Genomic DNA, 15083 nt, shown 5'->3' with positions numbered 1-15083 from the left:
CTCGACCCGGTTCCCGATGTATCGACTACCATCTATCAATGTGATGGAATCCGCAACCCCCTGACGCGCCCCGACCACGCCCACCTCGGCGCCCGCGTCAGCCGTCCACCCTCCGGTATCCGGACTGCCGCGCCACCATGTCGATCCGCTGCTGGATGTTGAGCTTGTAGCTCGGGCACGGCGGCCGTCCCTCGCGCCACGACTTCGGGCACGCGCCCCCGCAGATGGGCAGGAAGACGCAGTCCCGGCACCAGGCTTCGCCGTTGGCGACGCTCTCGTTCCAGTCGTCGTACGGGCCGACCGGGCGCAGCAGCGGGAGGTTTCGCTGCCGTACGTTGCCCAGGGCCAGCTCCTGCTCGTGGCGTGGCACCAGCGCCTCCTCGTTGCACGAGAAGACCGCTCCGGTCGCGCTGATGTGCTCCTCGGCGCGGGTCACCACACTGCACACGGACGTGCGGCGACCGCCGGGCAACAGCGGTGTCCGCAGCCCGAGTGCCATGGCCTGTTCCAGCCAACCGGCCTCGCGCGCGGCGAAGCCGCCGAGGGACGACTCGAAGGCGGACACGTCGTTGCCCCAGGGATGCACCCGGGCGATCGAGAACGAGACGTTCGGCAGGCCGAAACCCAGCTTCGCCATCAGCTCCAGGTAGGCGCCGACGCTCTCCTCGTTGTTCTTGTCCACGTTCGTGCGGAACTGCCAGTTGACGTCGGGGTGCCGCTCGACCGCCGGCCGGACCGTGTCGATGATCCGCCAGAACGATTTGCCCCCGCTCTTGAGGGGGCGGTGCCGGTCGTGGACCTCGGGCGGCCCGTCCAGCGTGATCTCGAAGTGCCCGATCCGGCACTCGCGCGCCAGGACGCCGATGTTGTCCGCGGTCAGGAGCGTGCCGTTGGTGACGATCAGAGACTCGTACGGCACACCACACTCGTCCGCGGTCGCGATGAAGTCCTTGGCCAGGTCGCGGATGGCGGAGTATCCCATCATCGGTTCCGCGCCGAACCAGCAGATCTTGGCCCGCTTGGTCTCCGGTTGCCGCAGCCGGCGGACCACCCGCTCCCGCACCAGGTCACGGTGCTCGCGGCCGAGCTGACCGCGCCGATGCTCCTGACCGCAGTACGCGCAGCTCATGTTGCAGTAGGCGGTCGGCAGCAGGGATATGTAGAGCCGCGACCGGTCCTGTGCGGCGACGATGTTCTCGGCCAGGATGTCGGCCGGCTCGTCGGCGCCGGCCCGCACCAGCAGGCTCGTGCGGACCAGCGCCTCCACCACGTTCGCCGGGATGTCGTCGATGGTCCCGTTCTCCAGCGACGTGACCACCGACCGGCCGACCGGAAAGACCTTCCCGGTGCGGGTCGAGTAGGCGAGGCGCCTCAGCCCACCGTCGGCGCCGACATACTCGTGGTCGCTCAGGACGATGTACCGGCTCTTGGTGTACGTGGTCACGTCCGCCCCTCAGGCGCAGCAGGCGATCATGACGTGGATGTAGTGCGGATCGTCGCCCCAGTCGAGCCCTTCCTCGTCGAACTCGTAGCCCGACGCGGCGCCGTCACCGTGCGCGGCGTCCAGGCGCGCCTGCACCGACGCGAGAACGCCCCGCTCCAGTGGCGTCAGTTCGTCGATCACGCGCTGTTGCGCTTCGGACGGCTCACTCGGAAGGACACTGAGGATGCTGGGTGACGCGACGGAGACGGGAGACATGGCCACCTCTTTCTCGTAACGGCTACGACGAGCCAGTGCGACAGACCGTAGCCATTTGATCGATGGCAGCGGATCCCGCCGCGGGGGGACCGGCTCGCGGCCTCAGCCCACCGGAGGTGCACCCAGGGCCTGTCCGGCACCGCGGAGTTCGGCGATCAGCGCCGGGGCGGCGGTGGCGCCGCTAGCGGAAGGCCTTGGCGCCGGTGAGGGCGTGCCCGATCGTGAGTTGGTGGATCTCCGAGGTGCCTTCGTAGGTGAGCACGGACTCCAGGTTGGCGGCATGGCGCATGATCGGGTATTCCAGGGTGATCCCGGCGGCGCCGAGGATCGTACGGCACTCGCGGGCGATCCCGATCGCTTCCCGTACCGCGTTGAGCTTGCCGAGGCTGACCTGCTCCGGCCGAAGTCGCCCGCTGTCCTTGAGGCGTCCGAGGTGGAGCGCGAGCAGCATGCCCTTGCCCAGTTCGAGGGTCATGTCGGCGAGTTTGAGCTGAGTGGTCTGAAACCCGGCCAGCGGGCGACCGAAGACCTCGCGCTGGCCGGCGTAGGCGAGGGTGGTCTCCAGGCAGTCCCGGGCCGCGCCGAGGGCGCCGAAGGCGATGCCGAAGCGCGCCTCGTTGAGGCATGACAGCGGCCCGGCCAGACCGCGGGCGCCCGGCAGCAGGGCGTCGGCGGGCAGCCGGACCTCGTCGAGGACCAGCTCACTGGTGATGGACGCGCGCAGCGACATCTTTCGGGTGATCTCCGGCGCGGAGAAGCCGGGCGTTCCCGCGGGCACCACGAACCCGCGTATCGCGTCGTCGGTCCGCGCCCAGACGACCGCCACGTCGGCGACGGATCCGTTGGTGATCCACATCTTCGTGCCCGAGAGGATCCAGTCGGATCCGTCCCGCCGCGCGTAGGTGCGCATGCCGGCCGGGTTGGAACCGTAGTCCGGCTCGGTGAGGCCGAAGCAGCCGATCGCCTCGCCCGCGGCCATCCGCGGCAGCCACTGCCGCTTCTGCTCGTCGGAGCCGTGCTGATGGATGGCGAACATGGCCAGCGAGCCCTGCACCGAGACGAGTGAGCGCAGGCCGGAGTCGCCGGCTTCCAGCTCGAGGCAGGCCAGGCCGTACGCCGTCGCGCTGGTGCCGGCACAGCCGTATCCGTGCAGGTGCATACCGAGCAGTCCCAGGCTGCCCAGCTCCCGCGCCAGCTCGCGTGTGGGTACGGTGCCGTGCTCGTACCAGCCGGCGATGTTCGGGCGTACGCGGTCGGCGACGAATTTGCGGACCACGGCCGCGATGGCGCTCTCCTCCTCGCTCAGCAACGAGTCGATGTCAAAGAGCGCGAGCGGCGGTTGCGGCATCATGGACGTCCTCCGATGAAGGGGCGGGCTCACCGCGCGTTCATCGCGCGGACCCGTTCGACGATCTGGTCCTCCGCCATGAGCACGGCGTTCGCGGCCGGGCCGAGCGGTACGTAGGAGTCTTCGCTGGTGACGCGGGCGACGCGGTCGCGGTAGCCGTGGTCGATCAGGAGCGTGACCACGGCCTCGGAGACCCCGCCGCTGCGACGGGTCTCGTCGACGACCAGGACCTGTTCGAACGCCGCCGCGTGCCGCAGTAGGTCGGCTTCCGGGAGCGGAGCCAGCCAGCGCAGGTCGAGCACGGCACAGTCGATCCCCTCCCCGGCCAGACGGCGCGCGGCACGCAGTGACATCGGGAGGCCGTTGCCGAAGGTGACGATCAGCAGGTCGGTGCCGTCGCGGTGGAGTCTGGCCCGGCCGAAGTGATCCGCGGCGGGTACGACAGGCGCGGCCTGCCCGCCGGTCCAGCGGTTGTCGCCGGGCTCGTACAGGTCCCGCGTGTGGTAGAGCGCGATCGGCTCCACCACCACGCAGACCCGGCCGTGCTCACGGGCCAGCCGGAGGCAGGAGCCGAGCAGCGCGGCGGCGTCCGAAGGATGGCTGGGCAGGCAGAGCACCAGCCCCGGGATGTCGCGGAGCACGGCAAGGGAGTTGTCGTTGTGGAAGTGACCGCCGAAGCCGCGCTGGTAGGCGAGCCCGGCGATCCGAACGACCATCCCGTTGCGGTACTGGCCGTTGGAGAAGAACGCGAGCGAGGCGGCCTCGCCGCGCAGTTGGTCCTCGGCGTTGTGCAGGTACGCCAGGTACTGGATCTCCGGGATCGGCAGCAGTCCGGCGAGCGCGGCGCCGAGCGCGGTGCCGAGGATGGTCTGCTCGTCCAGGAGCGTGTCGAAGACGCGGGCGGCGCCGAAGCGCTTGCGCAGGCCCCGGGTGACGCCGTAGACGCCGCCCTTGGCCGCCACGTCCTCGCCGAAGAGGACAGCCTCGCGGTGCTCGGCGAGCACGCCGGCGAGCGCGTCGTTGAGGGCCTGGGCGAGCGTGCGCCCGGCGGCCCGCGGATCGGCCGCGTCGGCGGCGGCGGGCGTGGCGGCGGCGCCGACGGGCGGGTAGGCGATCGGCCGCCGCACGTCCGCCGCGGACTCCAGCCGCGCGGTGCCGAGGAGCGTGCGGGCGCACGACATCACCTCCTCGCGCGCCGCCTCGTAGCGGTGCAGGATCTCGGCCGGGGACGCCAGGCCGCGCGCGACCATCCGGCGGGCCGTGGCGAGGAGCGGGTCGCGCGGGTAGTCCGCGACGATCTCGGCCCGCGAACGGTAGGCGAGTTCGGCGTCGGAACCGGCGTGCCCCATGAACCGGACCGTGCGCAGGTGCAGGATCACCGGCCGGCGGTCGGCGCGTACGGCCGCGGCGGCGGCACGGGCCGTGGCGAGGGCGCCCTCGGGGTCGGCGCCGTCGGCCTCGGCGTACTCGATCGCGGGAAACCGGGAGAGCGCGAGCCGGATCCATCCGGCCGGTGACCGCGTGCTGATGCCGATGCCGTTGTCCTCGCAGACGACCAGCAACGGCAGCGGTACCCCCTGGTGGGCGCACCACGCGGCCGCGTTGAGCGCGCCGGTGGCGGTCGAGTGGTTGACCGACGCGTCCCCGAGGCTGGTGACCACCACCGAGTCGGCCGGCCACCGCGAAGCCACTCCGGCGGCGGGCGCGCGGTGCAGCGCGAAGGCGAGCCCGACCGCGCGAGGCAGGTGCGACGCGATCGTCGAGGTCTGCGGGACGACGTGGTAGGCGGGATGCCCGTACACCTTGTGCCGGCCGCCGGAGATCGGGTCGTCCGTGGCGGCCATCATGCCGCGCAGCACGTCGGCGACTGGTGTCGCGCCGGGCACCTGGCCGGCGCGCGCCGCGAAGAACCCGCCGGAACGGTAGTGCAGCAGGGCCGGGTCGGTCGGGCGGAGGGCGAGCGCGACGGCGGCGTTGCTCTCGTGGCCCGCGGAGCCGATGGTGTAGAAGCCCTCCCCTTTGCCCTGTAGCCACCGGGCCGCGAAGTCGAGGTGGCGGCTCTGGACCTGGGCGGCGAAGTACGCCTCCAGCAGCTCGGCGTCGACGCCGCCCGGCGCGGCCTCCCCCGCGAGCGCGTCGGTCCAGGAGCCGACCTGCCGCAGGAAGTGGTCGTCGATCGACTCGATCATCAAGCGCCCGGTTCGGTGAGCCGGAAGTTGGGGTCGGCCGTGAGGTCGGCGACGTCCATCTGAGCCTTCTGCAGGCGCCCGGAGTAGTCCCAGTTCATCGACTGCCACCGCGTGAACTGGTCGAGGACCCAGGTGCCGGACTGGCGGCTGCCGTTGCCGGACTTCCCGTTGCCGCCGAAGGGCAGGTGCGCCTCGGCGCCCGAGGTCGAGTTGTTGACGCTGACCATGCCCGCGCCGATCCCGCGCCGGAACGTGAACGCCTCGTGCGGGTCGGTGGTGTAGATGGCGGACGAGAGCCCGTAGCCCGGCGCGTTGGCGAGCCGGATCGCCTCGTCGAGGTCGCGGTAGGCCCGTACCCCGACGATGGGGCCGAACGTCTCGTTCTGGAAGATGGCGTCGTCGTCGCGGAGCCCCGCCACGATCGTGGGGTGGTAGTAGAGCCCTTCGGCGGGGTCGCCGACGAATCCGGGGCGCGGCCGGGTCGCGTCGATGCGCCCGCGATGGGGTGAGCCGGCGACCGTGTGGTGCGGCTGGATCCAGTCGAGGTACTCCTCGAACCGGTCGGCGAACCGCTGGTCGAGCATCGGGCCGTACAGCACGCCCTGGAACGGGTCGCCGATCGGGGCGGACGACACGGCGCTGGCCAGGCGGTCCAGGAACTCGTCGTGGCGGGACTCGTGCACGAGTACGGTCCCGAGCGAGGTGCAGCGCTGCCCGGCCGTGCCGAAGCCGGAGAAGAGCGCGCCCTCGACGGCCAGCGCGAGGTCGGCGCTGGGCGTGACCACCATCGGGTTCTTGCCGCCGAGTTCGAGGCAGGGCGACTGGAGGTGGCGGCCGCACAGCTCCCCGATCCGCGCGCCGACCGCGCTGGAGCCGGTGAAGCCGACCTTGTCGACGAGTCCCTCGGCGAGGGCGTCGGCGAGCCCTCGGTAGGTCGCGTCGCCGTCGGCGAGGACGAGGTTGAGCACGCCGTCGGGGAGTCCGCTTTTCTGGAAGAGGGCGTAGAGGGCGGACGCGGTGGCGGCGGAGTACTCGGCGGGCTTCCAGACGACCGCGTTGCCGGAAAGGAGCGCCGGTACGAGGTACCACGACGGCACGGCGGCCGGGAAGTTGCCGGCGGTGACGACCGCGACCACGCCGACCGGGTTGCGGAAGGTGAACAGTTGCTTGTCCGGCATCTCAGAGGGAACGGTCTGACCGTAGAGGCGGCGCCCCTCGCCAAGGAAGAAGTCGCAGGTGTCGACGATCTCGCGGACCTCGCCGAGCGCCTCGCGGTAGGGCTTGCCGATCTCCCGGGTCATGATCCGGGCCAGCGCGTCGGCGTTGGCCTCGACCAACCGTCCAATGTGGCCGATGGCCCGGCCGCGCACCGGCGCCGGCACGTCGGCCCAGCCCGGCTGGGCGCGCCGACCCGCGGCGCAGGCCGCGAAGAAGAGGCCGGCGTCGCCGAGGGCGACCTCCGCGACCACCTCACTGGTACGGGCCGGGTTGACCGAGCTGAGCCGGGGACCGTTGCCGGTGCCCGCCGGGGCACCGTCGATCTGGGATGTCACGAGGGCGGTCATGCTGCTCCGTTCGCTGTGGTGGCCGGATCAGTCGGCCGGCGCCGCCGTGGCGGCCCGGTCCAGGATGGCCAGCGCGGCGGCGGCGTCCTGCACGCCGATCCCGACGCTGTTGTAGAAGACGATGTCGCCGCTGGTCGTCCGGACCTCGGCGCCATGCGCCACGACGGCTCCGAGTTCAAGGATCGCCGATGGGTCGAGCCCGTGGTCTGTCACCGCGGCCATGACCGGACCCGCCTGCTCCAAGGCGGTCGGGAGGTGGTCGACCACCACGCGTCCGGCACGGGCGGCGAACTCCCCACTCACCTCCAGCCGGTCGGGGGCGAACGAGCCGATGCTCACCACGGTGGCGCCCGGCTTGATCGAGTCGATCTCCAGCAGCGGGGTCGTGCTCGTGGTGCAGCAGACCACGACGTCGGCTTCGCGTACACCGGCCGTGACGTCGGCGACCGGGGCCACCGGCACGCCGACCCGCGCGCCGGCGGCCAGCTCCTCGGCCCGTGCCGGGTCGCGGTCCCAGAGCGCGACCGAGGCGACGCCGCCCTGGTGGGTCAGCGCGCGCAGGTGCGCGGCGCCCTGGAGGCCGCAACCGACGATGGCCACCTGGAGCGGCTCGGCGGCCGGCGCGAGGTGCCGTACGGCGACGGCGGTGGCCGCCGCGGTGCGCAGCTCGGTGATGGCGTTGCCGTCCAGGGTCGCCGCCACGGCACCGGTGTGGGCGTCGAGCACCACGACCGTCGCCTGCACCGTCGCCAGTCCCCGGGCCACGTTCTCCTCGTTGACCCCGCCGAGCTTGCAGACGGTACCGGTGCCGGGGCGCAGCCGCGCGGTGTAGCTGAAGGTGACCGCGTCGCCGCCGCCCCCGGCCAGGACGACCCGGGGGCCGAGGTCGGCCAGCCCTTCGCCGAGGCACCGGAACGCCTCCCGCTGCGAGGCGAAGGCGGTGTCCAGGTCGAGCAGGCGCCGCACCGCCTCGTCGTCGTAGCGTGCCGGTCCCGCCGCTGGCGTCATGTCGCTCCTCATGTGTCCCACTCAGATGACGTTGGTCTCGGGCCGGGTCCGCGCGTCGGCGAAGCGGTCCGCCGACAGCACGCCGAGGTCGAGCGCGGGAGTACGCCCGGCGACGAGGTCGGCCAGGTACTCGCCCACGACCGGGGCCTGCTGGAACCCGTGCCCGGAGAAGCCGGTGGCGTAGTAGAAGCCGGCCAGGTCGGTCGCCGCGCCGACCATCGCGTTGTGGTCGGGGCTCATCTCGTAGTTGCCCGACCATCCACTTCGGATCGGCAGGTCGCCGAGGGCGGGCAGGCGGGCGACCGCGTACGGCGCCAGGTCGGCCGCGGTCGGCCACGGGCCGCCGACGATGAGGCCCGGCCCCTCGGGGTGTACGTAGAGCCCGGTGGCGAAGTCGACGGTCAGCGGCAGCGACGCGGGCAGCGCGCCGCGCTGGTCGACGAAGTAGATGTAGCGGCGTTCGGCGCGCACGGGCAGGTCGACGCCGGCGGTGGCGGCGATCGCGGGCGAGTCGACGCCGGCCGCGCAGATGACCCGTGGCGTGGGCAGGAAGCCCTGGTCGGTCTCCACGCCGGTGACCCGGCCGTCTTCGGTGCGCACCGCCCGGACGGTGCGGCCGACCAGTGTGCGGGCGCCGAGGCGGCGGGCCGCGGCGGCGTAGCCCTGCACGACCGCCTCGGGCGTGGCGACCCCGTCGATGGGGCAGAACGACGCGCCCGCGAGGCCGTCGAGGCAGAGGCCGGGTACCCGTTCGGCGGCCTCGGAGAGACCGATCATGCGGGTCGGCGCGCCGAGCGAACGTTGCAGGGCCACCGCCGCCTCGAACGCCGGCATCATCCGCTCCTCCAGCAGGAACAGGTATCCGTTCTGCCGGAAGCCGATGTCGAAGTCGAAGTCGTCGCGGAAGCGGGCGAAGCGCTCGATCGCCAGCAGGGAGATCTGGACGTTGAGCGCGTCGGAGTACTGCACGCGGATCCCGCCGGCCGCGGCGGAGGTCGACCCGGCCCCGAGCGTCTCCCGTTCCAGCAGGACGGCGTCGGTGACGCCCGCGGCGGCCAGGTGATAGAGCGTGCTCACCCCGATCACACCGCCGCCGATGACCACGGCGTCGGCGCCGCGCAGTTCGGACTCCACCCGTTCCCCCCTCGTCAGTGTTCCTGCATCTATACCGATCGCCAGCCGGCTTGGTCAAGGCTCTTGTCCGTAGCGATCCCCATGTTTCGTGCCCGTTTCATTGCCATATCGCGAAGCTCGGTGTCCACTTTGGTCGGTTTTGATGGCGATACACAGCCCGATCGAGCGATCTTCGCGCTCGGGTCATGCGACTGGTGGACCAATCTCGGTAACGGGTATTGACCAAGGCTTGGTGCCGCTGGTTGAATGGCCGCTCATACGAGGGCTGCGCCTCCGTCCACGCGGCCTGACCAGGAAGAACGCTTCGATGCGCCGCCCATCGCGGTGACCGTTCACGGCCGCCGTACCCATCGACATCGTCGCGACGTTCGCGGCTTGGCCGGCCCGCCCCGCGCGGGGTGGCCGCGCAGAAGGTGACCCCGATTTCCACGGCGCGGGGATACGCGCCGCAGTGGTTTGGACAGGAGACCGTCATGGCGTTGACATCCGGAACGGCGGTACCGCCCTCCGGCGCCGGGCAGGTGGCACATCGGCGGCGCCGGGCCGTCATCGGCCTCGCCGCGCTACTCGCCGTCGGGCTGGCCGCAACCGGCTGCACGAGCAGCGGGACGGCCAGCGGCGGGGGCGAAGGTACCCGCACGCTGATCGTCACCTCGTTCGGCGGCTCGTTCGAGACCGCGCAGAAGGAGGTCCTGATCCCCGAGTTCGAGCGGCGCTACAACGCGAAGGTCGAGCTCACGACGCTGCTGTCCGCGCCGGCACTGGCCAAGCTCAAGGCCCAGGGCGCGAACAGCGGATTCGACGTGGTCCAGTTTTCCGGCGGCCAGGAGGTCGAGGCCGGCACGCTCAAGCTCATCGCCCCGGTCGACGCCACCACCGTCCCGAACTCCGCCACCGTGGTCGAGCAGGCCAAGCGGGGCGAGTTCGCGCCGGCGTTCGCGCTCAACTCGACCGGCATCATCTACAACACCGAGAAGGTCACGCCCGCTCCGACCTCGTGGAACGACCTCTACGACGCCAAGTACAAGGGCCGGGTCGGGCTGCCGGACATCTCCAACACCAGCGGCCTGAACACGCTGTACATCCTCAACCAGGTCAACGGCGGCTCCGCCACCAACATGCGGCCCGGCTACGACGCCGTGCGCCGGCTGATGCCCAACCTCCACTCGGTCTACCGCGACGGCGCCACGATGACCCAGCTGCTCGGCGACGGCACCATCGACATGGCCGTCTTCGACAGCGGGTACGCGTACCTGCTGCGCCAGCAGGGGCAGAAGGTCGCCTTCGTCCTGCCCAAGGACGGCTCGCTCGTCTACGGCCTGACGATGAACGTCGTGGCCGGCAGCAAGAACGCCGACCTCGCGCAGAAGCTGATCGACCTCGCGCTCGAACCGGACATCCAGATCGCGTTCGCCAAGGCGGCCGGCTACGTACCGACCAACACCGGCGCGACGCTCCCGGACGACCTGGCCGAGACGCTCCCGGTGCGCGCCGAGATCGAGCGGCTCTGGGTCGCCGACGGCGCCGCGGTCAGCGCCAACCGGGCCGCCTGGACCGAAGAGTGGAACAAGATTGTCGCCAAGTGACCGTGCCGGCGTGACCACCAGCCGGCCCCGGGGTGGAGCCAGGCGGGCCGCCTGGCTCCCCCTGGCACCTGTCCTGACGCTCTACACGATCCAGTTCGTGGTGCCGATGGCGCTGGTCGCGATCACCAGCTTCCGGCGGCACCAGGGCGCCGGCGAGATGGGCGGCTTCACCACCGACAACTTCGCCAAGATCCTCCAGGATCCGTACTACCTCGGGATGCTCGGCCGCTCGATGCTCCTGGCCGGCGAGACGGCCGTGCTCACCGCGATCCTGGGCTACCCCATCGCCTACGCGCTCGCCCGCGGGCCGCGCTGGCTCAAGGTGGTGCTGCTCGTGGTCGTCCTGGTGCCGCTCATGACCAGCTCGGTCGTCCGGTCGTTCGGCTGGATGGTCCTGTTCGCCCGCGACGGGATCTTCTCCACCCTCGCCGGCCCGCTCGGCGATGGTCCGGCCGGCCTGATGTACACCAGCACCGGCGTACTCATCGCGACCGCCCACGTGCTGCTGCCGTTCATGGTCCTGACGCTCTACGGCGTGCTCGACCGGCTCAACCCGACGCTCGCACACGCGTCGATGAACCTCGGCGCCTCGCGGACCGGGACGTTCTTCCGGATCACGCTGCCGCTCTCGATGAACGGCGTGGTCGCCGGCATGTTGCTGGTCTTCGCGACGGCGACGAGCGCCTTCGTGACCCCGCAGCTGATCGGCGGGACCCGCTACCGGGTCGCCGCGACCGAGATATACGAGCAGTCGATCAACCTGCTGAACTGGCCACTGGCCAGCGCCATGGCGGTGCTGCTGGTCACGATCGCGCTGATCACCATGGCCGTCTACACGCGACTGTCCCGGGACACGGGCGGGTCCGGCGCGACCGGGGTCATCGGATGAGCCGCCGCCTGCTCTCCTGGGCGGAGTCGGCCGTCCTGCCCGTCGTGGTGACGGTGCTCGTGGTGTTCCTGGCCGCGCCGCTGGTCGTCCTCGTCGCGACCGCCTTCACCACGACGCCCTATCTGACCTTCCCGCCGGACGGGCTCACGTTCAGGTGGTTCGAAGGCGTGCTGACCGACCCGAGCTGGCGGGCCGCGGGGTGGAACAGCCTCATCATCGCCGCGATGAGCGTCGGGGTCGCGGCGGTCGTGGGCGCGCCCGCGGCGATCATCCTGGCCCGCCGCGGGGTCCGGTTCGCGTCGTCGCTCACCCTCCTGATCATGATCCCGATCATGGTGCCGTCGATCATGTACGTCCTCGGCCTCATGCTCGGCTACAACGAGCTGAACATCAGCGTGCCCACCTGGGGCATCGTGCTCGCGCTCGCCGTGCTGATCACGCCGTACCTGGTACGCACGCTGATGGCCGCGCTGGAGCAGCTCGACCCGGCCCTGGAGGAGGCCGCGCTGAGCCTGGGCGCGAGCCGCCTGCGGATCTGGGTCGAGATCCTGCTGCCCAACGTCGCGAAGTCCTTCTTCTCGGGCATCTCACTCGCGTTCATCCTCGCCTTCGACGAGCTGGTCGTGCCGCTGTTCCTGGCCGGACCCGACGTGCCCACCCTCCCCGTCCGCATCTACAGCTCGGTCGCCTACAACGTCGACCCTTCGGTGGCCGCGGTCTCCTCGCTACTCGTGCTCGTCAGCGCGCTGGTCGCGGTCCTCTCCGCCCGCGACAACCTGCGCAAGCCCGCGACCCGAAAGGACGGTGCGCCCAATGGCGGAGCTTGAACTGGTGGGCCTCTCCAAGCGCTACGGGCGCGACCTCGTCCTCGACGACGTGTCGCTCTCGGTCGAGGAGGGCGAACTGGTCACGGTGCTCGGCCAGAGCGGCTCGGGCAAGACCACGATGCTGCGCAGCATCGCCGGCTTCGTCACGCCGTCCGGCGGCGACATCCTCGTGCACGGCCGCAGCGTGCTGAACGCGCCGATCAACCAGCGCGGCATCGGCATCGTCTTCCAGAACTACGCCCTCTTCCCGCACCTGACGGTACGGCAGAACGTCGGATACGGGCTGCGGGTCCGGCGGCTGCCCCGGCAGGAGATACGCGAGCGGGTCGACCGGGAGCTGGAACGCGTGATGCTCACCCCGTACGCGGACCGCAAGCCCGGCCAGCTCTCCGGCGGCCAGCAGCAACGGGTCGCGGTGGCCCGCGCACTGGTGCTGCGACCGCGGATCGTCCTGTTCGACGAGCCGTTCAGCAACCTCGACGCGATGCTCCGGGAAGGCCTGCGGCGCGAGCTTCGCGACCTGCAGAAGCGCCTGCGGTTCACGGCGATGTTCGTGACCCACGACCAGCGCGAGGCGATGGCGCTCGCCGACCGGGTCGCCGTGATGCGTGGCGGCCGGCTGGTGCAGATGGGCGCCCCCACGGACGTCTACGAGCGCCCGGCCGAGCGCGCCATCGCCGAGTTGCTGGGCCGGGCCAACCTCCTGGACTGCCAGAGGTCGACCGACGCGGACGGCGGGGCGCTGCTGCGCTGGCACGGCCACACGCTGCGCACCGAGGACGACCTCGCCGTGGCTGGCACCGACGCCTGCGTGCTGCTGCGCCCCGAGTACGTCGCGGTGCGCCCCGGCGCGCCCGACTCCCCGGCGCCCAACCAGCTCGGCGGCGTGCTGTCCAGTGTGGAGTACCACGGGTCGTCGCGCCTGGCGGTCATCAGCGAACCCGGCGGCGGCACGCTGCTGGCGGACCTGCGCTCCGGCCCGGCCGACCCGCACCTCGCGCCAGGCGCACCGGTGACCGCGTCGTGGCCCGCCGCCGCGGTGCGCCTCATCGGCGACTGACCTTCGACCGTCCAAGCAGGACCCGTCCGTCCAACCAGGAGGAAAGACCATGTCCAGGCAGTTAGACCTGCTGATCACCAACGGGCTCGTGTTCGACGGCACCGGACGACCGGGGTACCGGGCCGACGTGGGCGTCATCGGCGACGAGATCGCCCTGGTGGGTCGGGCCGGTGACGTGCCCGCCGCGCGTACCGTCGACGCGACCGGCAAGGTGGTCTGCCCCGGCTTCGTCGACATCCACGGGCACTCCGACTACCTGCTGCTCATGGACCCCTCCTGCGACTCCAAGATCACCCAGGGGATCACCACCGACGTCGGCGGCAACTGCGGCCTGTCGCCGGGCCCGTTCTCCGATGTCTGGTACGTCGACTGGTGGGTCGACAACCCCCGCAACTTCCACTCCGTGCCGATCTCCGAGGGGCGCGACATCCTGCGCGAGCACGGGCTGGAGCTGGACTGGCAGGACCTCGGCGGCTTCTTCGACCGGCTCGACGGCGCCGGGCTCGGGCCCAACTACGCCGGCCTGGTCGGGCACTACGTGCTGCGCTCCACCGCGTACGGCGAGCCGGGCACGCAGCCCGCCCGCCCGGCGACCCGGGACGAGATCGGCAAGATGAAGGACCTCGTGCGCCAGGCGATGGAGCAGGGCGCCCGCGGCGTCTCCTGCGCGTTCCACCACACCGACCCGGAGCTGGACGTGCCGGAGGAGGAGTTCCGCGAACTCGGCCGGGTCGTCGCCGAGTACGACGGGGTGTTCGCCTTCCACCTGCGCTCGTACACCGACCTGCTGCTCAGCAGCGTGCGCGAGGCGATCGAGCTGGCGGACACCGTCGGCGTGCGGACCACCGTCTCGCACCTGATGGCCGACGGGAAGGAGTACTGGGGCAAGCTCTCCTACGCGCTGGACAAGATCGCCAAGGCGCGGGCCGAGGGCGTGCCGATCTGGACCGACGTCATGCTCACGCTCCAGGCGCGCAACTACATGTCCGGCGGGCTGCTGACGATGATGCCCGACGCCGCCGTCGCGGCCGCCGGCGACGACTGGGCCGGCTACTTCGCCGACAGCCGGCACGTCGCCGAGACCGCCGAGGCGATCCGCAAGGGCGGTGCCAACCGCTGGTACAAGGCGCGCTTCAACCCGTCCTCGTACTGGCCGCTCTGGGACGAGATGCTGCGCGTGATCCGCAGCCCTCGGCAGCCCGAGTTCGAGGGGCTGATGCTGTACGACGTGGGCCGCCTGCTCGGCTGCGACTCGTACGAGGCCATGTGCCACCTGCTGCGGATCAACGACGGCGACGCGGACACCATCCTGGAGCGTTCGGACGAGGGCGACATCGTCGACGTGCTCCAGCATCCGATGAGCATGGTCGGCACCGACGGCAGCCCGGTCCTGCCGATCCGCAGCCCGCGCCCGCCGAACCCCCGCCTCTACGCCTCCTACCCGATGCTCTTCGGGCACTACGTGCGGGAGCTGGACGCGGTGCGCTTCGAGGACGCCGTCATGAAGTCGACCTCGATCCCCGCCCAGTTCCTCGGTCTGCGCGACCGGGGCGAGCTGCGCCCGGGCTACAAGGCTGACATCGTCGTGATGGACGCCGCGCGGGTACGCGGCCACCAGCACCTGACGGCCCGGCCGAAGGACTACCACGAGTACTCCGAGGGCGTGACCCACGTGGCCGTCAACGGTCAGCTCGTGGTCGACGGCGGCGAGGTGACCGCCAACCGCCCCGGTCAGGTGCTGCGCCTGCGCTGACACGGGACGTTCGGGAAAGGTTTCG

At 71.3% G+C, this 15083-nt stretch carries 12 protein-coding genes; 5 read left to right on the top strand and 7 right to left on the bottom strand.

What is annotated here, in order from left to right:
• Positions 1-97: 97 nt before the first annotated feature.
• From ACFFIA_RS19340 to ACFFIA_RS19310, 7 genes are all read right to left on the bottom strand, one after another.
• Positions 98-1444: a radical SAM protein gene (locus tag ACFFIA_RS19340; RefSeq protein ID WP_377252879.1), complete on the bottom strand. Its 1347-nt coding sequence runs from the start codon at positions 1442-1444 to the stop codon at positions 98-100.
• 9 nt (positions 1445-1453) lie between these two features.
• Entirely contained in the window at positions 1454-1699 is a 246-nt protein-coding gene (locus ACFFIA_RS19335; RefSeq protein ID WP_377252878.1) for an aroma-sacti cluster domain-containing protein, read from the bottom strand.
• Positions 1700-1880: 181 nt separating this feature from the next.
• Positions 1881-3047 (bottom strand): acyl-CoA dehydrogenase family protein, encoded by a 1167-nt coding sequence (locus tag ACFFIA_RS19330; RefSeq protein ID WP_377253121.1) that lies wholly within the window; start codon positions 3045-3047, stop codon positions 1881-1883.
• Positions 3048-3076: 29 nt separating this feature from the next.
• Positions 3077-5236 carry a thiamine pyrophosphate-dependent enzyme gene (locus tag ACFFIA_RS19325; protein WP_377252877.1) on the bottom strand — a complete coding sequence of 720 codons (2160 nt, stop codon included), beginning with the start codon at positions 5234-5236 and terminating at the stop codon, positions 3077-3079.
• Entirely contained in the window at positions 5236-6801 is a 1566-nt protein-coding gene (locus tag ACFFIA_RS19320; protein ID WP_377252876.1) for an aldehyde dehydrogenase family protein, read from the bottom strand. The genes ACFFIA_RS19325 and ACFFIA_RS19320 overlap by 1 nt, the downstream gene beginning before the upstream one ends.
• Positions 6802-6828: 27 nt before the next feature.
• Positions 6829-7809 carry an ornithine cyclodeaminase family protein gene (locus ACFFIA_RS19315; protein WP_377252875.1) on the bottom strand — a complete coding sequence of 327 codons (981 nt, stop codon included), beginning with the start codon at positions 7807-7809 and terminating at the stop codon, positions 6829-6831.
• A gap of 21 nt (positions 7810-7830) precedes the next feature.
• Positions 7831-8943, bottom strand: a complete 1113-nt coding sequence (locus ACFFIA_RS19310; protein WP_377252874.1) for an NAD(P)/FAD-dependent oxidoreductase — start codon at positions 8941-8943, stop codon at positions 7831-7833.
• A 473-nt stretch (positions 8944-9416) separates the two neighbouring features.
• Here ACFFIA_RS19310 and ACFFIA_RS19305 point away from each other — a divergent pair, with 473 nt between their 5' ends.
• The 5 genes from ACFFIA_RS19305 to ACFFIA_RS19285 are packed head-to-tail and all read left to right on the top strand — an operon-like array spanning position 9417 to position 15058.
• On the top strand, positions 9417-10529 hold the full coding sequence (locus ACFFIA_RS19305; protein ID WP_377252873.1) for an ABC transporter substrate-binding protein: 1113 nt from the start codon (positions 9417-9419) through the stop codon (positions 10527-10529).
• A 10-nt stretch (positions 10530-10539) separates the two neighbouring features.
• On the top strand, positions 10540-11418 hold the full coding sequence (locus ACFFIA_RS19300; protein ID WP_377252872.1) for an ABC transporter permease: 879 nt from the start codon (positions 10540-10542) through the stop codon (positions 11416-11418).
• Positions 11415-12245 (top strand): ABC transporter permease, encoded by an 831-nt coding sequence (locus ACFFIA_RS19295; protein ID WP_377252871.1) that lies wholly within the window; start codon positions 11415-11417, stop codon positions 12243-12245. Before ACFFIA_RS19300 ends, ACFFIA_RS19295 begins: the two co-directional genes overlap by 4 nt.
• Entirely contained in the window at positions 12232-13305 is a 1074-nt protein-coding gene (locus ACFFIA_RS19290) for an ABC transporter ATP-binding protein (protein ID WP_377252869.1), read from the top strand. Before ACFFIA_RS19295 ends, ACFFIA_RS19290 begins: the two co-directional genes overlap by 14 nt.
• Positions 13306-13354: 49 nt before the next feature.
• The gene (locus tag ACFFIA_RS19285) at positions 13355-15058 is read left to right on the top strand and encodes an N-acyl-D-amino-acid deacylase family protein (RefSeq protein WP_377252868.1); all 1704 of its coding nucleotides are present in this window, start codon (positions 13355-13357) and stop codon (positions 15056-15058) included.
• The last annotated feature ends 25 nt before the right edge of the window (positions 15059-15083 follow it).

This window comes from Phytohabitans kaempferiae (genome assembly GCF_042433955.1).
In the GTDB taxonomy this organism is placed as follows: Bacteria; Actinomycetota; Actinomycetes; order Mycobacteriales; family Micromonosporaceae; genus Phytohabitans; species Phytohabitans kaempferiae.
The sequence above is the reverse complement of the archived record's forward strand: the minus strand, read 5'-3'. Positions and strand labels throughout refer to the sequence as shown.